The 19,865-nt window shown below is 65.0% G+C and carries 19 protein-coding genes, 1 tRNA gene and 1 pseudogene; 13 read left to right on the forward strand and 8 right to left on the reverse strand.

Annotation, left to right across the window (positions count from 1 at the left end; translation table 11 throughout):
- Positions 1–367, forward strand: a 367-nt coding sequence (locus MT490_RS15675) for a hypothetical protein (protein WP_297389732.1), incomplete at its 5' end; no start/stop codon positions are given.
- A gap of 72 nt (positions 368–439) precedes the next feature.
- On the opposite strand, the gene MT490_RS15680 is transcribed toward MT490_RS15675, so the two are convergent.
- Together MT490_RS15680 and MT490_RS15685 are read right to left on the reverse strand one after the other, a co-directional pair.
- A complete protein-coding gene (locus tag MT490_RS15680; RefSeq protein WP_297389734.1) occupies positions 440–1,045 on the reverse strand; it encodes a hypothetical protein in 606 nt (201 codons plus the stop codon).
- Positions 1,046–1,153: 108 nt separating this feature from the next.
- Positions 1,154–1,645: a helix-turn-helix transcriptional regulator gene (locus MT490_RS15685; RefSeq protein ID WP_297389737.1), complete on the reverse strand. Its 492-nt coding sequence runs from the start codon at positions 1,643–1,645 to the stop codon at positions 1,154–1,156.
- A 69-nt stretch (positions 1,646–1,714) separates the two neighbouring features.
- Between MT490_RS15685 and MT490_RS15690 the strand changes: the two genes are divergently transcribed.
- Together MT490_RS15690 and MT490_RS15695 are read left to right on the forward strand one after the other, a co-directional pair.
- Positions 1,715–2,833: a histidine kinase gene (locus MT490_RS15690; protein ID WP_297389740.1), complete on the forward strand. Its 1,119-nt coding sequence runs from the start codon at positions 1,715–1,717 to the stop codon at positions 2,831–2,833.
- A complete protein-coding gene (locus MT490_RS15695) occupies positions 2,830–3,609 on the forward strand; it encodes a LytTR family DNA-binding domain-containing protein (protein ID WP_297389741.1) in 780 nt (259 codons plus the stop codon). Before MT490_RS15690 ends, MT490_RS15695 begins: the two co-directional genes overlap by 4 nt.
- A gap of 44 nt (positions 3,610–3,653) precedes the next feature.
- On the opposite strand, the gene MT490_RS15700 is transcribed toward MT490_RS15695, so the two are convergent.
- Positions 3,654–4,187, reverse strand: coding sequence for a hypothetical protein (locus MT490_RS15700; RefSeq protein ID WP_297389744.1), 534 nt, complete (start codon positions 4,185–4,187; stop codon positions 3,654–3,656).
- Positions 4,188–4,382: 195 nt separating this feature from the next.
- Here MT490_RS15700 and MT490_RS15705 point away from each other — a divergent pair, with 195 nt between their 5' ends.
- From MT490_RS15705 to MT490_RS15715, 3 genes are all read left to right on the forward strand, one after another.
- Complete coding sequence (locus MT490_RS15705; RefSeq protein WP_297389745.1) at positions 4,383–5,363, forward strand: DUF4189 domain-containing protein; 981 nt, start codon at positions 4,383–4,385, stop codon at positions 5,361–5,363.
- A gap of 102 nt (positions 5,364–5,465) precedes the next feature.
- Complete coding sequence (locus MT490_RS15710; protein ID WP_297389747.1) at positions 5,466–6,164, forward strand: hypothetical protein; 699 nt, start codon at positions 5,466–5,468, stop codon at positions 6,162–6,164.
- 169 nt (positions 6,165–6,333) lie between these two features.
- Entirely contained in the window at positions 6,334–7,128 is a 795-nt protein-coding gene (locus tag MT490_RS15715; RefSeq protein WP_297389750.1) for a LytTR family DNA-binding domain-containing protein, read from the forward strand.
- A gap of 124 nt (positions 7,129–7,252) precedes the next feature.
- Here the strand turns inward: MT490_RS15715 and MT490_RS15720 are convergent, their stop codons facing one another.
- Positions 7,253–7,432 (reverse strand): hypothetical protein, encoded by a 180-nt coding sequence (locus MT490_RS15720; protein ID WP_297389753.1) that lies wholly within the window; start codon positions 7,430–7,432, stop codon positions 7,253–7,255.
- Between MT490_RS15720 and MT490_RS15725 the strand changes: the two genes are divergently transcribed.
- Both MT490_RS15725 and MT490_RS15730 read left to right on the forward strand, forming a co-directional pair.
- Positions 7,415–7,873 (forward strand): hypothetical protein, encoded by a 459-nt coding sequence (locus MT490_RS15725; RefSeq protein WP_297389756.1) that lies wholly within the window; start codon positions 7,415–7,417, stop codon positions 7,871–7,873. The genes MT490_RS15720 and MT490_RS15725 overlap by 18 nt on opposite strands.
- 61 nt (positions 7,874–7,934) lie before the next feature.
- Entirely contained in the window at positions 7,935–11,093 is a 3,159-nt protein-coding gene (locus tag MT490_RS15730; protein WP_297389758.1) for a TonB-dependent receptor, read from the forward strand.
- A gap of 865 nt (positions 11,094–11,958) precedes the next feature.
- Here the strand turns inward: MT490_RS15730 and MT490_RS15735 are convergent.
- The 3 genes from MT490_RS15735 to MT490_RS15745 all read right to left on the reverse strand — a co-directional run bounded on the left by MT490_RS15735 (position 11,959) and on the right by MT490_RS15745 (position 16,315).
- Positions 11,959–12,035: transfer RNA gene (locus MT490_RS15735), tRNA-Trp, on the reverse strand.
- Positions 12,036–12,082: 47 nt separating this feature from the next.
- The gene (locus tag MT490_RS15740; protein ID WP_297389760.1) at positions 12,083–14,440 is read right to left on the reverse strand and encodes a GGDEF and EAL domain-containing protein; all 2,358 of its coding nucleotides are present in this window, start codon (positions 14,438–14,440) and stop codon (positions 12,083–12,085) included.
- A gap of 138 nt (positions 14,441–14,578) precedes the next feature.
- The gene (locus tag MT490_RS15745; RefSeq protein WP_297389762.1) at positions 14,579–16,315 is read right to left on the reverse strand and encodes a fatty acyl-AMP ligase; all 1,737 of its coding nucleotides are present in this window, start codon (positions 16,313–16,315) and stop codon (positions 14,579–14,581) included.
- A gap of 190 nt (positions 16,316–16,505) precedes the next feature.
- On the opposite strand from MT490_RS15745, the gene MT490_RS15750 reads away from it, so the two are divergent.
- The 5 genes and pseudogenes from MT490_RS15750 to MT490_RS15770 all read left to right on the forward strand — a co-directional run.
- Entirely contained in the window at positions 16,506–17,018 is a 513-nt protein-coding gene (locus MT490_RS15750; protein ID WP_297389765.1) for a RecX family transcriptional regulator, read from the forward strand.
- Positions 17,019–17,104: 86 nt separating this feature from the next.
- Entirely contained in the window at positions 17,105–17,689 is a 585-nt protein-coding gene (locus tag MT490_RS15755) for a cold shock protein (RefSeq protein ID WP_297389767.1), read from the forward strand.
- A 4-nt stretch (positions 17,690–17,693) separates the two neighbouring features.
- Positions 17,694–18,197, forward strand: coding sequence for a DUF192 domain-containing protein (locus MT490_RS15760; protein ID WP_297389770.1), 504 nt, complete (start codon positions 17,694–17,696; stop codon positions 18,195–18,197).
- Positions 18,198–18,262: 65 nt separating this feature from the next.
- A complete protein-coding gene (locus MT490_RS15765) occupies positions 18,263–18,655 on the forward strand; it encodes an NADH:ubiquinone oxidoreductase subunit NDUFA12 (RefSeq protein WP_297389774.1) in 393 nt (130 codons plus the stop codon).
- Between the two features lie 191 nt (positions 18,656–18,846).
- Positions 18,847–19,080: pseudogene (locus tag MT490_RS15770) on the forward strand (DUF2155 domain-containing protein); the annotation flags it as partial.
- A gap of 35 nt (positions 19,081–19,115) precedes the next feature.
- Here MT490_RS15770 and aat read toward each other — a convergent pair.
- Complete coding sequence (aat, locus tag MT490_RS15775) at positions 19,116–19,865, reverse strand: leucyl/phenylalanyl-tRNA--protein transferase (RefSeq protein WP_297389776.1); 750 nt, start codon at positions 19,863–19,865, stop codon at positions 19,116–19,118.

Below are 19,865 nucleotides of genomic sequence, written 5' to 3' on the forward strand. Positions count from 1 at the left end.
TGTCGACATGCTGTTACGCGAACGAAGCGACTTTCTTGATCGTATTGACCCTGACCCTCCCGCCGGGCCAGTCGGCACGTGGGAAAACAGCATGGGCCGGGTGACGGTCAGCAAACAGGATGACGGCATATTCGTCACCTTCATCATCGCGATCGAGGATTTTGCAGGCGGCTGCTGGCTGCCGGCCACCGGGCTTCCGAAGATGATGAGCGGCGAAGCCGTGGCGGTGAACGGCGTGGAAGTGCGCCGCCGGCGTGACAGCCTCGAGCTGACGCTGGATGGCGGCACCTATGGCCAGGCGGACCCCTGTGCAATGATGGGCGGTATCTATTTCCCGGTCCGTCCCCCGCAGGCAATGGGTCCATGATGATCGCCGCCATCGGGCGTCAAGAGGCTGGCAGTTGGCCTCGCATTGCAGCGATGCCTGGGATGTACCGCTTCATGGTTTGTAGCGGATGTCCGACACCAATTCCCAGCAACCACCTGCAGGGCGGAACAAGAGTTGTCCGTCACTCGGACCGGCAGAGTCGTAGGGTTTGCCGTCGAGGGTGACGGCGTTGCCAAGATCATCGCCGCCATCCGACCTTCCGTCATAGTGGACTCGGGTCCATTCCACGGCCAGCTGATTTTGCGGGCCCTTATAGATCGAAATTTCGACATATTCGTCGTCATCGCCCGGCCGGAGGGGGCGTACCGGTTTGCGGTAATAGTCGACCATCATGATCGGGAAATCGCGGTAGCGTGAGCCAGGGATTTCAGACTGACGAAGCGGCCTGCTATCCTGTGTTTCCAGCGAGAAGGTGATTTTGGGTGCGGAATATTTTCGCCGCACCGCTGCGGACTGGATGAAGACATCGAAAAACGCATTGGCATCGGCGTCCGTGCAGGCTGCTGCGGCTTGGCGAAGCGACATGCGATCGGACTCGGTAAGCTGCTGGGCGAGAGGCTTCGGCCCCGCCGCCGCATGGCCCGTACCGCAGGCGGCAAACAGTAGCAGCGTGGCAATCACGGGCCAGGCCGAAATGCGCAGATTGTTGAACATCATGTCTCCAAAAAAGCGACGCAGGAACCGGCCTTCGCAAGATCCCGAAAAGGGCATGAGCCTGGTTTCGTACCGGTTCATCCGGTGGCGCGCTTTGCTCCCGTGACTGCGCTAACGTCCATTCCAATGCAGGGGATCATCCGGTGCCTCAACGGGTGCATCCGCCAATAGTCGAACGTGTCGGCGGGACGGGAATTGCAGAATTTGCAGGAGCTTCGAAACGTGGTTTCGCACCGTGAAATGAGAGATGCCGAGCTTGCGGCCGATTTCCTTGTTCGACAGCCCGCAAATCAAATGGTTCAAAATGTCATGCTGGCGATCGGTCAGCGCGAAAGCGCCAAGGTGCGGCTTCGCACTCTGCGTCTCCTGAGGAGGTGCTTGCCCGCCCGGTCCGAGAGCGAGCAATTGGGTATGGGGGAGGAATTCGTACAGTCGCCGGAAGCTGTCCTCGTCCTGACTGTCGATCACGGCCAGGATCGCAAGCTTCCTGGCGCCGCCCGTGCCACCGCGCGACAGGAGCCTGGCAAGGTCTTCGGAACGCGAAACAGATGGACAGGAGGGCTCCATGACGTTCCTGTCATGCGCAGGGCGGCGCGTGTCCATCTGCGGCGATGCGGCGCGCTTTGACCGGTGGACGAATGGCGGGAAAATTCTACGAATGGCTTGGAACGCATGACGATCGTTGCCCCAACAGCCGCCGGTTCTGTCTCCACGATCCATGACGTGGCTGCGTCGAGCCCGGGTTTTTGGAACGAACTGGGCGGTGCCACCCTCAAGCTCGCCGCGCTGTTCTGGCTGTCGGTTCTGATCACCGACAGCATCCTCTGGGGCGTGGCCGGTACGGATCCCGTCGAATCGGCGATCGGCAAGCTCGTCCTCAACAGCTTCGGGGCATTGCTGACGATCGTCGTCACGGCGCTGCTGTTCCGGTTCCGCCGGGCGAACCTCTTGACCAAGGCTGTGCTGGCCTTCGCATTCTCGCTCATCGCCGCGCCCGTCTACGGCCTGTTCGACTATGCGGTGCATCAATGGTGGGTGTGGCCGGTCATGCTCGAATTCAGCATGACCAATTTCGGCTATACGCTGGTCTCCAGCGCGGCGATGTTCTTCGGCTGGTCGTGCCTCTATGTCTCGCTGATCTACAGCTTCGAGGTTCGGGATCGCGAACGGAGCCTGGCCGCGGCGCGGGAGGAGGCACTGGCGGCGCAGATGCGGGCGCTGCGGTATCAGGTGAACCCGCATTTCCTGTTCAACACGCTGAACTCGATCGCGGGGTTGATGGAGGAAGGGGCGACCGCCCGCGCCGAACGCATGGTCCTTTCATTGTCGACCTTCCTGCGCACCACCCTGGCGCTCGATCCCATGCACGATGTGACGCTGGCCGATGAACTAACCTTGCAGGAGGACTATCTCGATATCGAAACCGAGCGCTTTTCCGATCGGATGAGCTACGCCATCGATGCGCCGGACGACGTCCGCCGGGCCTTGGTCCCAACCCTCATTCTGCAGCCGCTGATCGAAAACGCGGTCAAGCACGGCGTCGGGCGTTCGAGCGAGCCGATCGGCATCCGCATAGTCGCCCGGCGTGATGCCGGGCGACTTTCGATTCTGGTCGAGAACGATGTTCAGCGCGGTGACGGAGTCCTCGCGCCGGAGGGTTTCGGGATCGGGTTGCGCAATGTCGCCGATCGCATTCGAACCCGCTTCGGCAGCGAGGGGAGCCTCATGACCACCATGTCCGATGGCGACGCCTTCCTCGCCCGGGTCGAATTGCCGTGGCGAACGGCATGAACGGGCTGGCCGTGCTCGTCGTGGACGACGAACCACTGGCACGGCGGCGCGTCGTGCGCTTGCTGCGCCAGCTATCCTGGGTAGGCGCGGTGGAAGAGGCGGGAAACGTGCGGCAGGCGAAGGAGAAGCTGGCCGATTTTGACCCACGGATCCTCCTGCTCGACATCCAGATGCCCGGCGGCAGCGGCTTCGATCTCGTGCGACACCTGCCGCAACCCGCGCCGGCGCTGATCTTCATCACCGCCTTCGACGATCAGGCCCTGCGCGCCTTCGATGCGAATGCGGTCGATTATGTCACCAAGCCGATCGAGCCGGGACGCTTCCACGCGGCGCTGGAACGGGCGCGGACATCCGCCGAGCGGCAGAGCAGCGCGGACAGGATCATCGAGCTCGAGGAAGTGGTCGCCACCCTGCGCCGCCGGCCCGAGGCGCAGCCTCCACGAACGGCGGAGTTCTGGGTCAAGGCGAAGGGCGACTACATCCGGATCGCTTCGGCGGCGATAACGCGCATCCAGGCGGAACGCGACTATGTGCGCATCCATGCCGATGGGCAGGACTATCTCTACAGCGAGAATCTGGCGACGATCGAGCGCAGCCTCGCGCCCGACGAGTTCGTCCGTATCCACCGCAGCACGATCGTTCGCGTCGATGCGATCGAACGGATGAAGCCGGGCACCTTCTCCTCCCTGATCGCGGTGCTTTCCGACGGATCGGAAGTGCGGGTCGGGCGAACCTATACCGCCGGCATCCGGGGACGACTCATGCGGCAGGACTGAGCCCATCGTTCAACCCACTTGCGGGCGAAGCCGGCCGGGGATCCCTATTCGGCGTCTTCGAATGTGCTGAGCGTATGGCCCCTCGAGCTCTTGGTGACCAACTCGCGGCCACGACATTCGAGGCTCTGCTCCTCCCAGCTGTGGCTATATTCGATCTGCCCGAGATCGGGCCGCGGGCGGCCGTGCCGATACCACAGGCGCGCCGCGTAGCGCGCTCGCCTCTGACCGACACGCTCCACTCCCTTGGTCTTGGCCTCGACCTTGACTTCGCGGCTCGTCCCATCGGCATATGCGGTTAGCGCCAGCGCTGCCGCGCGGCCTGCCGCCTCGGCTGCATGAAGCCTGGCCAGGCAGGCCCGAGGGTTGGGGAGCATCTCGTGCATCGCCGGCAATTCGACCTCGTCGCTGGCAAGCGCCGGCGCGAACGGTAGCGCCAGATAAAGCAGAATGCCCAGTCGCAGCCGGGTGCCTTGATCGGCGAAACTACGGGTCCGTGAAATTGGATCGGCCTCCTCGGTGGCCCAGTCTGATAGACGATCAGGAGCGTAGGATGACCAGACGGGAATGTACTGGTTCATTTCTGCGGCCGACGCCGACCATGATCTTGCGTTAAGTCGCGGCAGTGAGAACCGCTCATTATTTGGTGCTGGAGACAGCGGCCCCGCCATCCGCATGTCGCGAACCCTCCGATCACTCGGAGCGGGGTCGTTGATGGCCCTGAACCCGGCGGGAAAGCCGGTTGCCCATACGCTGTCATCCGAAGGAGTGAGGGAATGAGTCGCCTGCTGGCTGCCGTGCTGATGACTGCGATTGCCTTCGGCCTGGCCATATTGACGCCCTTCGGCAGCGAAGGGAGGGCCGGGCAAGAACAAGGCTGCCCGCCGGGGCTTGCTCCCATCGGGCAGGCGCCGGGTCCCATCTGTGTTCCGATGCCCGGCTACGGCCTGGGTCCATCATCACAGCCACCGCGTCAGCCGGAGCCGCCGCCGATGCCCCTCCCGAACTATTACGGCGCTTTTGCAGCCGACCCGGAGCATGCAAAGCTGTCCTGGGCGGCACACTATCCGACGCGCCAGGCCGCCGCACAGGCAGCCATCGAGTCGTGCTCCCGGGGTTCGAAAACGCGGTGCCAGTCGCTGGGCGAATTCCGCAACCAATGCGCGGCTGTCGCCATCAACCAGAGCCGCAAGGTTTTCGTCGAGTTCGCCGAGATCCATCGAACGGCCGCGCGCAAGGCGCTGAAAACGTGCAATGCCGCCAGTCCGGACGAGGCATGCGGCCTATGGAAGATGCCGATCTGCGCGAGTGGAATCTACGGCGCGCAAGACAATGCGCGCGCGGATCAGGCTACGATAGCCGAGATGGATGCCTTCGCGGACGAAGTCGACAAGCGCGAATATTGGGGTGCGGTCGTCAGCGGCAATGGCCAGACCATGTCACGCATGAACCGGCCGAGCAGGGCGGTTGCCGAACGCGAAGCCTTGGCCAAGGAGACGTGCAGCGATTGCACGCTAAAGGTGAGCTTCAAGAACAGTTGCGTCGGCATCGCCTGGCCCGCCGATGACCGGCACTTCCTCGAAACCGTCGTCAATCGGGATCCGCAGGCCGCCGAAGCCGGCGCGCGCCGGCAATGTTCGGCGAAATATGGCCAGTGTGTCGGCACCGCCCGGTGTAGCGGGCGGATGGTGCTGGGCGATTTCCCGCATGGCGCCCCGCATTTCGACAGAGCTTCCAGTACTTGGCGAGACAAATAGATCAGGGCGGCAGGATGCGCGCTGCGGTGCCCGACTTTAGCTTCGTCGGCTCACATCTCCAAGGTGGGCGGTATGCCGAGACCCATATTGACGGAGAATATGATGCGTTTCCCAGTGACCCGGATTTCCCCGCGGCGTTTCATGTCGTTTGCAGCCCTGGCACCGCTCGGGTTGCTCCTGCTGCTCGTGCCGTCGCGGCCGGCGGCGGCGCAGGACTATGTCTGCCCGAACGGCGCGGGGCCGGGCGAAACGGTGGTCGCCATGCAATCGCAGGCTCCGGGCGCTCCGCCGGTGCCGATCTGCAGACGCGCGCCACAGGCACCGCAAAGCGCCCCTTCGGGGCCTGCGATGCCGCAAACCCCGATGATGTCCTATGTCAGGCCGAGACTCTATGGCGTGCATGTCACCGACGTCGACCGCACCGCACTCTACTCGTCGAACTGGAACCAGGATCCGCAGAATACTCTCGACATGGCGATCGAGTATTGCGAGCGGCAGACGGGCAAGAAATGCGTTTCGCTGGGGGGCTTTGTCGACGAATGCCAGGCCATCGTCATCGATGCCAGGCGCGCCACCTATCGCGGCCTCGACATCGACCCGCGCTTTGCCGCGCGGACTGCCATGGAAGCATGCGGCAACAAGGGCCCGATCGGACAATGCCGGCTCTGGCGGCTGCCGCTCTGCTCGGGACTGGGCTATGGCGAGGGCAATTATGTCGGCAACGACAACGGCCGCACGCCCGAGCAGATCCAGAACGAAATCGAGACGATGACCCGGGAACTGGCAGCCGAACTGAAATAGAAGCGAGCGCCGGGATGACCGGACGCCCGGATCGAGCGCGCGCGCCATGCCGTGATGTACTGGTACGTGCCGACGGCTCGCCTGCGCTGCTCAGCGCGTTATCGTTGCGGCCAAATCCCGCTGCGCAACGTGAAGAGGCGGCAAAGCGGCGTGGCGCGAGGAGTGACGGGTGGTGATCCGGGCTGTGCTCTGCGACGATGAGCCGATCGCCCGCCGCTGGCTGATCAGACGACTCGGCCAGATCACCGATGTCGAGGTGGTAGGCGCGGCGGAGCATGGTCGGGCGGCGCTCGACCTCATCATGTCACTACGGCCCGATCTGGTGCTGCTGGATATCGAGATGCCGGATCTCGATGGTCTTGCGGTAGCAGCGGAGCTTACATGCTGCTGCGATCATGCGCCGTTGGTTGTGTTCACCACCGCCTATCCCGAATTCGCGCGCTCGGCGTTTGACACCGGCGTGATCGACTTCTTGACCAAGCCGGTGCTCATGCAGCGGCTCGAGGTCGCCATTGCCAGGGTGCGCAGCGCGCTCGCCAATCGCGCCGCCGCGGCGCAACTCGCCGAACTGGCGAGGCAGCTTGATGCGCTGCGTGGGAACGGACGCACGCTCGATGCCGATCCGCATATCTGGATACATCGGCGGGGTGAAGCCTTGCGCCTCTCGCTGGAGCGCATCGACGCCGTCCATGCTGAAGCCGAATATGTCCGCATCGTCACGCGCGAGGCGACGTATCTGCACCGCGAGAGCCTCTCCGATTTCATCACGCGTCTGGATCCGGCGCATTATGTCCGCATCCACCGCTCGTTCGTGGTCAATCGCGCCAACATTCTCGCCGTGCGGCGCAGGTCGACCGGCAGCTACCGGTTGACCTTGCGCGACGGAACCGAGCTTCCCGTCGGCAAGAGCTATCGCAGCACGATCCGCGACATTGCGGCATTCGAGGCCGCCGACCAGCGCTGACCGCGCCTGGGCGACAGACCGACCCGATCATCCGCCAATTGCAATCAGCTCCCGAATCAGAACCGCCGGCCGTTTTTCCATCGCCTGATCGATCCTTCATGGCCGGGCACGCGAGGGTGCTCGTTCAGGCAAACGGGCGCGCGGCGCAGGCGAACGCGGGACGTTGGTGGGTATGGGCGGGACGATCAGCGCCGACCGGTCCGCTCATGGCTTTGAGCGCGACGGTCGTGGCTTCGCTGATCAGCCGCGGCGAGGCGATCTGTACTCCTTCGTCGAGGAGACTGCCGTGCAAATCGAAGGCCATAGCCAGCCCCTGCCGGGATCGCCGGGCCAATTCCACCACAGCCATGCCCGTCGCCACCTCGAACAGACGAGCGGGACCGTGATCAAACGCGGCGCGTTCGTCGTGTGGACCGATCCACTGGAAGTCTTGTGCAACGGTACCACGATCCCTTTGTCGCCGACCGAAGCCTGTCTGTTTCGCATTGTCGCGCTACGTGGGCGCGCGTCTTACGCGGCGATCGACGATGCTCTGATCGCCTTCGGATCGAAGCCGGCCACGCGCCCGGTCGTGATGCTCCACATCCGGCGCAAGTTCGCCGCGCTCGGTTACCCCGACCCGTTTGAGCGCCTCGGCAACCAGGGTGTGCGACTGCGCGTGACCGCTGATGAGACGGGATCGACCGCGACCATGATCGGCCTGGAAAGCAATGGGGCACGGTTGCCTGTGCCGTTCGGTCATTGAGCGCAACAGCATCAGGGGCATCGAGAAGTTATATAAAAGCACATTAAAACAGGGAGATAATATGATTCAGGGACGTTTGCTCGCCAGCACGATGCTGGCCCCGGTGGTGTTCGTGCTGGCCGCGCCCGCGGCATTTGCGCAGGATGAAGCGGCGCTGGAAGCGGCCAGCACCCAGGACGCAGCCACATCTCCCGGCGCAAAGCCTCAGGAGGTCGCGGGCTCGCAGGAGTCCGGGAGCGAGGCCGACTCCGGGGCGGACAATGACATCGTGGTTACCGGCTCGCTGTTTCGTCGCACCAATGCCGAGACGCCGTCGCCGGTGACCGTGCTGAGCTCCGAGACGCTCGCGCAACGCGGCATCAACACCGTCGCCGAGGCGCTGCAGCGCGTGTCGGCCAATGGCGCGGGGGCGGTGACCCAAGGCTGGAACAACGGCAACAATTTCGCGACCGGCGCCAATGCCGCGTCGCTGCGCGGGCTGACCGTCCAGTCGACACTCACCATCTTCGACGGCCTGCGTATGGCACCCTATCCACTGGCCGACGATGGTCACCGCAATTTCGTCGATCTGAACACCATCCCCAGTTCGATCATCGACCGAATCGAGGTCCTGCGCGACGGTGCGTCCTCGACCTACGGCGCCGACGCCGTCGCCGGCGTGATCAACGTCATCACCAAGAAGCAGGTGACCGGTCTCCACCTCAACGGCTCGGCGGGCATCTCGCAGCGCGGTGACGCAGGCGAGCGGCGCATCGACGCGACGTGGGGCTATGGCGATCTCGAGCGCCAGGGATTCAATTTCTACATCAACGCCGAATATCAGCGGCAGGACGTCCTGTGGGCGCGCGACCGCGACTATCCGTTCAATACTACCAATTTCAGCAGCGATTGCGCGCCGTCCGTCGGGCGCGCGCCGGGCACCCAGGGTGCTGGCGATCTCGGGGTTCCCGCGGGCACCATCGTGTGCCGCGCCAACGGCATCCAGAACTCGATCCGCCGGTCCAACACCCCGGCCGCGACACTCGTCGGAGGACTGGTGTTCAACGGCCTGTTCGCGACCCCGGTTCCGATCGTGCGCGGGGTGGGGCAGCCCGATCCGGTAACCGGCGCGGTTCCCAATTTGACCCGGTATAATTTGCTCAACACGGCAGACGGCTGCCGCGGATTCACGCCGGTCAACGTGCCCCAGAACCTTTCGGCGACCGCTGGCCCGCTGCAATGCTCGCGCGACAACCGTGCGCTCTACGCCTCGATCCTGCCCGCCCAGGAGCGCTTCGGCGGCACATTCCGCATCACCGCCAATCTGGGGGATCGCGCGCAATTCCATGCGATGGCCAACTATTATCAGGTGAGCACCGACACCCAGGCGAATCCGGTCGGTTTCACCGGAACCACGCCGCCGCCGACCCAGTTCGCGTTCGCCTCGCTATATCTTCCGGTTTACGTTTGTTCGAGCGGCGTGGGCTCGACGACGATGCTCAACACCGGCTGCACCGCCGCCAATGGCCGGCTCAATCCCAACAATCCGTTCGCTGCGGCAGGCAATCGCGCCCAAATCCTAGCGACCTACGACCGACCACGTGAACTGAGCACCAAGGCACGCAGCTTGCGCGGGGCGATGGGCATCTCGGGCTCATTCGGGGACGACTGGGCTTACCAGGTCGAGGGCACCGTCTCCAACGTGCGCCTCGACGTGATCAACCGCAATGTGTTGATCCCGCAGCGCGTGCTCGATGTCGTGGCGCAGGGCAGCTACAATTTCGTCAACCCGTCGTTCAATACCGAGGCGATCCGCGACTATATCGCCCCGCTGAGCGTCAATCGCTCGAACTCGGACCTGTGGCAGGCCTCGGCGACCTTGTCGAAGGCGCTGTTCGAGCTTCCCGGCGGCCCATTGCAAGCCGCGATCGGGGCGGCCTACCGGCATGAGTCGATCGACAATCCCAGTGCCAATCCCGCGAATGCCGCGAACCCGGCGTCGCGCTATTACGTGATCAACGCGGTCGGCGCGATCGGCAGCCGCAACGTCAAATCGGCCTATTTCGAGATCAATGCACCGATCGTCGAGCAGCTCGAGATCAATGCGTCGGGCCGCTACGACGATTATTCGTCGGGCCAGTCCAACTTCTCGCCCAAGATCGGCGCGAAGTTCACGCCGATCCCGCAGCTCGCGGTTCGCGGCACGTATTCCAAGGGTTTCCGCATCCCGAGCTTCAATGAGGCTTACGGCTTGCCCACTACCGGCTTTGTGACGCGCCAGCTCAATGCTTCGACGCCCGGCTATGCCCAGTTCGTCGCCGCACATGGCGGCAACCAATATGCGACCACGCAGTTCGCCGTCGGTCAGACCAATGTAGGCAATGCCGCGCTCGCGCCGGAGAAATCGACCAGCTGGACGGTTGGCGCGATTTTCGAGCCGGTGCGCAACGTCAGCTTCACGATCGACTATTACAATATCGAGGTGCGCGACCTGATCGCCAACGCGACCTACAATATCGATGACGTGTTTGCGCAATATTACAGCAATAACGGAGTCGTGAATATTCCGGGCATCCGCGTCACGCCGGGCGTTCCGGACGTCAGCTTCCCCAATGCGCTGCCGCATATCGGCTTTATCGAGGCGTCGTTCGAGAATACCGACTCGCAGCGCGTCTCGGGTATCGATCTCGGTGCAAGCGTGCGGCTGCCGATCACCGACCATATCGCGCTGACCAGCATCTTTGACGCTTCCTACACGATCAGCTTCAAGCGCGTGTATGCCGACCGCGTCGAAGAATATGCCGGAACCTTGTCGCCGTGCGACGTCACGTCCTGTTCGGGGGCGCCGCGTTGGCGTGGAAGCTGGCAGAACACGCTGCAGGCTGGCGGCACTTCGGTTTCGCTGACCGCCTATTATACGAGCGGCTATGATCTTGCCTCGATCGACTATGGCGGCGTGAAGGGCGATTGCTTCGGCAATATCGGCGCGTCGGTGGTGACCTATGAGGACGGCGTGACGCCGGTACAGTGCACGGGTGGCGCGACCTGGAATGTCGACATGGCGCTCAGCCAGAAGGTCGGCGACCGCTTCACGCTCTACGCCAACGTCCTGAACATCCTCGACCTCAAGCCGCCGGTCGATCCCAGCGCCGCCTACAGCATCTTTCAATATAATCCCGCCTGGGCCGGGGCGAATGTGCTGGGGCGCTATTTCAGGGTCGGTGCGAGAATGAGCTTCTGAGACATCGGTGGGGCAGGGCGCGCGACCGCCCTGTTCCGCCGCGCATGTGCAAACCAAATTGGCCGCCGTGCGATCGATCCGATGCCGGTCGGCGAGATGATCGGTCGGTGGCCTGACGACGATGGAGTTTAGCTAGGGTTGATCAGGATATCGGCGCAGCGCGGAAGCGTGAAGCGCCCGGCGAGGAGCGTGCATGGGAACGGCTACTATCGCGCGCTCGTCTCGCGAAAGCAGACGGGCAGCTTGCGGCCTGAATCATGCCGCTCTAACCCCTCGGCTCAGAGACGGGAGCGCTGCAGAACACGCTTGTCCAGGCCCCCGGCGCTCTCCTTCAAAGCATGTGCTGCCTCCTGCAGCCACAAGGAGATTGATGGATAGAATTCTGGACAGGAGAAGAACAAGGCGCTCGATTTTCCACGATGGCATTTGTTCACGTCGAAAATCGCAAAGGTTCTCAGATGCCCTAATGAAAGAGACTAAAGAGGTCTGGGAGCCATACTATGGAAGAAACTTAACCGACGAAGAGGCCGGCGACATAATAAGGAACGTTTGCGGATTCTTCAGGACATTTCACATGGATGACGCACAGGGAAAGCGCAAGAAGCGTACGGAATAAACAAAAACCCAAGGTGCTCTCGGTGGCCGATTTTCACCAGCGACCGAAATAAGGCGCTTGGATTGGGATGCCCGCCGCCATGACGGCGATTGGCCGATGACCTTTTCGGATTCGAACCAGAACCAATATATATTTCTTGTTTATCAGTGGTTTGGCTGCCTAGCGGAGACGCCTACCCTCCGTGTATGAAATTCGAACTTTCATCGTAAACAATTACGATAAAAGAGGAAAATAAGCATATTCGGGAGATGGCAGGGGCGCTCGGATTCGAACCGAGGGCCTTCGGTTTTGGAGACCGACGCTCTAACCAGCTGAGCTACGCCCCTGTGCGGCCGAAGCCCTTAGCGGGCCCTTGCGGCGCTAGCAAGGCTTCTCACGCGGCGACGCTGCCGCTGATCTGCCGCATCGCCAGTGCGCGCGCCTCGAGCACCGGCAGCGGACGGCCGAAATAATAGCCCTGGACCTTGGTGCAGCCCAGTCGCTGGATCATCTGGTGCTCCTCCTCGGTCTCGACGCCCTCGGCGGTCGTCGCCATGCCGAGGCTGTCGGCGAGCGCGACCACGGCGCGGATGATCGCGATCGCCTCCTTGGTGCCCTTGGAAGCGCCCTGGACGAAGCTGCGGTCGATCTTGATCGAACTGAAGCGGGTATGCGCGAGATAGCCGAGCGACGAATAGCCCGTCCCGAAATCGTCGAGGCTGAGGCGCACGCCGAGATCGAGGATTTTCTCGAGCACTTCCACCGCCACGGTGCCCTCGCGCATGAAGACGCTTTCGGTGACCTCGAGCTCGAGGCGCTCGGGGGGTAGGCCGGACTGGGCCAGCGCCTGCGCGACGATGCCGACAAAGGCGGGGTTATGCAGCTGCTCGGGGCTGACATTGACCGCGATGCGCACGGGAAGGTCCCAGCGCGCCGCCTCGTGGCACGCGGTGCGCAGCACCCATTCGCCGATCGGCGCGATCAGCCGGGCCTCTTCGGCGAGCGGCACGAACTTGGCGGGCGAGACGTTGCCGAATTCGGGATGCGTCCAGCGCAGCAGTGCCTCGAAGCCGGTGAGCTGGCTCGTCTCGGCATTGACCACCGGCTGATAGTTGAGGTGCATCTCGCCCTGCTCGACCGCGCTGCGCAAGGCGATCTCGAGCACGCGGCGCTCCTCGGCGGCCATGTGGAGCTGGGGCTCATAGGCGTGGAAGACGCCGCCGCCGGCGTCCTTCGAGCGATAGAGCGCGAGGTCGGCCGAGCGGATCAGCATCTCGGCGGTGCGCCCGTCGCGCGGGCCGACCGCGACGCCGACCGACGCGCCGATATAAAGCGTGTGCTGGTCCACCTCATAAGGATGCGACAGCGAATCGATGATCGTCTGGGCGAGCTGCTCGGTGCGATGGGTGTCGGTCGCATCGCGGACGACCACGGCGAATTCGTCGCCGCCGAGCCGGCCGATCATCTCGTTTTCGGTCATCAGCAGCTTGAGCCGCTCCGAGACCCGCCCGAGCAGGCGGTCGCCCACGGGGTGGCCCAGCGTGTCGTTGACCGCCTTGAACCGGTCGAGGTCGATCATCATGAACGCGCAGCGCGAGCCCCATTTGTCGGCGTCGGCCATGGCGCGGGCGAGCGTTTCGTTGATCAGCAGGCGATTGGGCAGCCCGGTGAGCGTGTCGAAGCGTGCCATGTGGCTGATCTTGTCGGCGGACTTGCGTGCCTCGGTGACGTCCGAGCCGACGCCGCGGAAGCCGATGAACGCACCGCGCTCGTCATAGCGCGGGCTCGCCGACATCTCCCACCAGCGCTCGTCCTCGGCGACATAGACCGGGAGCAGCAGGTCGCGGAACGGCTCGCGCGCCTTGAGCTTGTCGGCGAGCGCGCGCAGGCCGGGCGCGAAATTGCCGTCTTCCCAGGTCGGCCCGGCGAGCAGCTGGAGGAAGGGAGTGCCGTTGATCGTCTTCGGATCGGCGCCGAGCGAGACGGCGAAGCGCGGATTGGCGCGTGCGACGCGGCGCTGCGCGTCGATCTCCCAGAGCCAGTCGGAGCCCGAATCCTCGAATTCGCGGAGCAGCAGGCTGACGGTCTCGTCGCGCTCGGCGAGCGCCATCTCGCCGGCGCGGATGACGACGAGCGCGCGTCCGCGGCCGAAGGTGGCGATCGCGAGCAGCAGGGTGAAGAGCGCGGTCGCCGCGGCGAGCACCGGCGACGCGACCAGCGCCAGCATCGTCGTGATCGAGGCGCCGACGATCGATACGAAGGCGATGGTGGCGAGCGGCAGCGCGGCCATCGCGACCGCCGAAGCGGTCATCAGCAGCGAAATGATGACCCATAGGCCGAGCGCGGCGCCCGCATCGGCGGCATGGCCGAACGCCAGCGGCGGAATCGACCAGACCGCACCGAGCGCAATCCCGTCCAGCACGGTATCGCGAACGTCCCTGAGCGATGCGGTGACGGCGGCGCGGTGGCGGCGGGAAAGGCGGCGGAACGCGACCGCGCAGCCGACCGCCGCGACCAGCGCGCCCCAGCTCGCGAGCTGCCAGAGCGGCATCCGCGGCGCGAGGAGCATCGTGACGAGCGATGCGCCGACCAGATTGGCCGCGAGCATGAACAGCGCCAGCTGGCTGCCGGCATGCAATTGCGCGGCGCGAATCGGGCCCCAATCGATGGCGTCCGCCGGATCGTAAAGACCCAGGAGCGCGCGCGCGTCGATGCGCGGCCGGGCAAATTGGGAAATGGTCTGGCTGGTCACCCGGCGGGGTTAACCGAGGGGTGGTTAGCGAGAGGTTAGATTTGGCGGCGAAACGGATGAAATTTACATCGCTTCCGGATCATCGTCCTACGCGCGCAAAGCCTGAGGCGAGCCGGCAGCGCCGGCCCGCCCGGCGGTTCAGGCCGCGAGATCGTAGGGCTTGATCTCGCCGTTCAGATAGAGATTGCGCGCCTTGGCGCGGCTGAGCTTGCCCGAGCTGGTGCGCGGCAGCGTGCGCGGCGGCACCAGCTCGATCACGCAGTTCATGCCGGTGACCGAGCGGACGCGCTCGCGGATCTCGTCGCGCAGGCGGATGCGTTCCTTCTCGTCCGAGGTACGGCACTGGACGAGCACTGCGGGCGTTTCCTCGCCGCCGGGCGTGGTGATCGCGAAGGCCGCGACGTCGCCCTGCTTGAAGGCCGGCAGCTGCTCCACCGCCCATTCGATGTCCTGCGGCCAGTGGTTGCGGCCGTTGACGATGATCATGTCCTTCGCCCGGCCGACGATGTAGACGTAACCCTCGGAAATATAGCCCATGTCGCCGGTGTCGAGCCAGCCGTCCTTCATGCAGGCGTCGGTCGACTCCTGGTCGCGGAAATAGCCGACCATCACCGAGGGACCGCGGCACCACACCTTGCCGATCGCCTTTTCGGGCAGCGGCGTGCCGTCTTCCTCGCGGATCTGGACCTCCATGTCCTTCACCGGCTTGCCGCAATTGACGATCGCGCGGAAACGCTGCGGGCGGTCCTCACGCGCCACGTCGCCGCCGGAGAGCTGGGTCTCCTCGACGAGTTCGACGACGATGCCCTCGCCCGGCGGCATGATCGACACCGCAAGCGTCGCCTCGGCAAGGCCGTAGCTGGGCAGGAAGGTGGTCGCCTTGAACCCGGCATCGGCGAAGGCGTCGACGAACGACTGCATCACGTCCGGGCGGATCATGTCGGCGCCGTTGCCCGCGACGCGCCAGCGCGACAGGTCGAAGCGGTCGCTCGCCTTGGTCTGGCTCGACATGCGGCGCGCGCATATGTCGTAGCCGAAGGTCGGCGAGTAGGAGAGGGTGGTGCCCTGATTGCGGCTGATCAGGTCGAGCCAGGCGAGCGGGCGCCGGGCGAAATCCTCGGTCTTGAGATAGTCGGTCGAGACCTGGTTGGCGACGACCGACAGGAAGCAGCCGACCAGTCCCATGTCATGGTACCAGGGCAGCCAGGAGATGCAGCGATCGCTCTCTTGGAGCTGCATGCCGTGGCTGTGCGCCGACAGGTTGTTGAGCAGCGCGTGGTGGGTGATCGCAACCCCGTGCGGGAAGCGCGTCGAGCCGCTCGAATATTGGAGATAGGCGATGTCGCTGGTGCTCGCCTCGGGCAGCGCCACCTCGGGCGCGTCGCGCTCGGCGAATTCGGACCAGTCGATCCCCTGCACGCCGGTGATCCGCGCCGCCTCGGCGCACATCGCGCCGATCTCGGGCGGGAAGATCAGCATCGAGGGATCGCAGCTGTCGAGCTGGACGCGGAGCTGGTCGATATAGGATTGGGCGCCGCCGAAGCTGGTCGGCAGCGGCAGCGGCACCGGCCAGGCGCCAGCATAGACGACGCCGAAGAACAGCGAGGCGAACTCGACGCCGGTCTCCGCGATCAGCGCGATACGGTCCTCGGGCTTCACGCCGGCGGCGATCAGGCGGCGCGCCTGCGTCAGCGCGTCCCGGCGCAGCTCGGAGAAGGGATACGGCCGCGTCAGATTGCCGCGCGCGTCGTGGAAGTTGAGTCCGCGAACCCCCTGCGCCGCATAGTCGAGGGCCTCGCCGAGGGTGGCGAAGTCCGCGAGGCGGCGGGGGTGACTGTCCTCGGTCGGGGTAGGAACGGGTTTTCCCGTCTCCATGACACCCTGATGCGATCCCGTTTCGTCCAATACCATTCTTTGTCTCGTGCCCCTGTGAGCTGGCAGACCCGTTGTGCCCCCACAACGCATACTAAATGCGGACGGCTCTGCTACGCACTGGCGTTCAAAATCGGTTGGCACTGTGGCACAATCATGGCGCATGACCCGCCCGAGGCGCCCGCTAACCCCCTTGAACGCTACCGATCTGGAGCGATTCGCACTCCGTTACGTCGAGCGCTACGCCACCACAAGGGGCAGGCTCTCGGACTATCTGAAGCGCAAGATTCGCGAGCGTGGCTGGAGCGGCGAGGGGACTCCCGACACGATCGGACTGGCGCAGCGCATGTCGGATCTCGGCTATGTCGACGACCGGCTCTTCGCGGAGAGCAAGGCGAGCGCAATGGGGCGAAGAGGGCTTGGCGCGCGGCGGATCGATGAGGCGCTGCGTCAGGCCGGGATCGATGAGGGGGACGCCAGCGCGGTGGCGCCAGCGGTGCGTGCGAATGCCGCCGCGAGCGCGATCGCCTTCGCCCGCCGCAAGCGGATCGGACCCTATGCCCGCGAGGCCGTCGAACGCGCCGGGCAGGAGAAGCATCTGGCCGCGATGCTCCGCGCGGGCCATGCGCTCGATCTTTCGCGCAGGATCGTCCGGATGGCCCCGGGCGAGGATGTCGAAGCGCTGATCGTCCCTGAGTGGGACTGACATGGTTAAACCTTAAGGGAGACTCAACAAAGCAATTCCATATTTGGAAGGTGCTGTGTTAAATACAGTCCCTTGGGGGACTAGAAATGCGTGCTGAGCAACAGCTTGCGCCTCGCGACGAAACGGTCGCGCCGCCGGGGGAAGAGGGTTTCGTGGCGGAAACGGCGTCGGAAGGCCAGGTTTTTAGCGGTGTCGTCAAATGGTTCGATGTTACCCGGGGGTTTGGGTTCCTCGTTGCCGATGACGCCGCGGCTGGCGACATATTGATTCACTTCTCCGTGCTGCAGGAGCACGGCAGGCGGAGCCTACCCGAAGGCGCGCGGGTCGAATGCCTCGCGGTGCATCGACAACGCGGGCTTCAGGCCAAGGAAATCCGCTCGATCGACCTGAGCGAGGCGGTCGAGGCGCCGAAGCGGCAGCCCGAGCGTGCCGACCGGATCAAGCTGATCGACGAGGCCGGCCCGTTCGAGCCCGTCACGGTCAAATGGTTCAATCGCCTCAAGGGCTACGGATTTCTGGTGCGCGGCACGGACTCGGCGGATATATTCGTCCATATGGAGACGTTGCGCCGCGCCGAGATCGAGGAAGTCGAACCCGGCCAGTCCCTCAGCGCACGCATCGTCGCAGGCGACAAGGGACCGCTGGCAGTGGCGGTCGAGAGGACCGGCTGAGGCGATGATTCGCAGATCTGGATTACGGGCGGCGTTCGCCGCAGCGACGTTGCTCGTGTCCACTGCGTGCCAGGGAGATACCGGCGCCAACGCCGCGACCGAGCAGAGTGGCGCGGCCAAGGTCGTCGTCACGGTAGAGACCAGGAACGGGCCGAAGGCGTTCAACGTCGAGGTCGCGCGCACCGCCGCCGAGCAGGAGCGGGGCCTGATGTTCCGCACCAATATTCCGGCGGACGGCGGCATGCTCTTCGCACCCTATCCCGCGGGCGGCGCCGCGCCGCGCGAAGCCAGCTTCTGGATGAAGAACACGCCGACCCCGCTCGACATCATCTTCATCCGCCCCGACGGCACCATCGCGTCGATCGCCGAGAACACCATTCCCTATTCGGAGGAGCCTTCGCGATCGGGCGAGCCGGTGCGCGCGGTGCTGGAGATACTGGGCGGCAAGTCGGCCGAGCTGGGGATTGCGCCGGGCGACAAGGTGCGCTGGGCCGGCCAGGGCAAGTGACCGGACCCGCATCCGCGATGGCGGATTCGATTGCCTCCGTCCGCCCCTGGGGCTAATCGGCGCGCATGAGCCTGAATCGCAATCCCTTCACCTGGTGGAACGGCGCCACCTTCGGCACCTGGGTCGGCCTTCGCGGCAAGACCAAGGTGGGCGAGGATGCGCTGGGCAACGTCTATTGGCAGGGCGGCAAGGATCCCAACGGGCTCACCCGCCGCTGGGTGATCTACAGCGGTTCGAACGATGCGAGCCGCGTGCCGCCGGAATGGTTCAGCTGGCTCCACCACCAGATCGACGCCGCGCCCGATCAGGCGCTGCCGGCGCCGCGGGCATGGGAGAAGACGGCCGAGCCCAACCAGACGGGCACACGGCTGGCCTATCGGCCGTCCGGCGCGCTCGAGGCGGGCGGCCAGCGCGCGCGCTCGACCGGCGACTACGAGGCCTGGACCCCCGACGCATGAGGCGTGGCGCCGCAGTCGCGGCGGCCGCCGGGCTGCTGCTCGGTCTCGGCGCGTGCAAGGGTGGCGAGGAGGCCGGCAACAATGCCGCCGACGACCTGGTCATCACCACCGGCCCGGGCAATGCCGCGGGCGGTGCGGAGGTGGTGGCGGTCGGGCCCGACACCAGCGTGCTGGGCGCCGCGGCCACGCCGATGAACGAGCGCGAGGCGGTGCTCGGCCTGCTCAACAAGCGCAACGGCCAGGCGCGCGAGTTCAAGCTCCGGCCCGGCCAGGCTGCGCGGATCGGCGACGTCATCGTCCGGCTGCGCGCCTGCGACAAGACCGCACCCTGGGAGGCCGACCAGCTCACCGGCGCCTTCGTCCAGGTCGATGTCGAGCAGCTCGACAAGAGCTGGCGCCGGGTCTTCTCGGGCTGGCTCTACAAGGAACGGCCGGCGCTCAACGTCGTCCAGCACCCGATCTACGACGTCTGGCCCAAGAGCTGCGCGATGACCTTCCGCGACAGCGGCCCCGATACCGTGCCCGCACCCACCGCCGGCGGCTCGGGCAACGCGTCGAGCGCGAAGAAGTCGCCGTCGACCGAGGGCGCGCCCGAAGAGAGCCCCGCCGCCGAATCGCCGAGCGCGGCCCCCAGCAACGCGACATAATCGTCGCGCGGCACCTCGACCGCGCCGAGCGTGGCGAGATGCTCGGTCTGGAACTGGCAGTCGAGCAAGGTGAATCCGCCCGCCCTCAGCCGCGCGACCAGATGCGCGAAGGCGACCTTCGAGGCGTCGCGGACGCGCGTGACCATCGATTCGCCGAAAAAGGCCCGGCCGAGCGCGAGTCCGTAGAGCCCCCCGGCGAGGCGGTCGCCGTCCCAGCATTCGATCGAATGCGCGAAGCCGCGGCGATGGAGCTCGGTGAAGACGCGCTCGATCGGACCGTTGATCCAGGTATCCGGACGGTCCGTCGCCGATTCGGCGCAGAGCCGGATGACGCGATCGAACGCCGTGTCGACGGTGACGCGGAAACGATCGGCGAGGATCGTCTTCCGGAGCGAGCGCGAGAGGTGGAAGCGGTCGAGCGGCAGGATGCCGCGCAACTTGGGCTCGACCCAATAGACGCTGGAGGCGAGGCGGTGATCGGCCATCGGGAAGACGCCCATCGCATAGGCGCGAAGTACCAGATCCGGCTCGAGGTCCAATTGGGGCGGCAGGCGATGGGTCAT

The organism is Sphingomonas sp., assembly GCF_026460985.1.
GTDB lineage: Bacteria > Pseudomonadota > Alphaproteobacteria > Sphingomonadales > Sphingomonadaceae > Sphingomonas.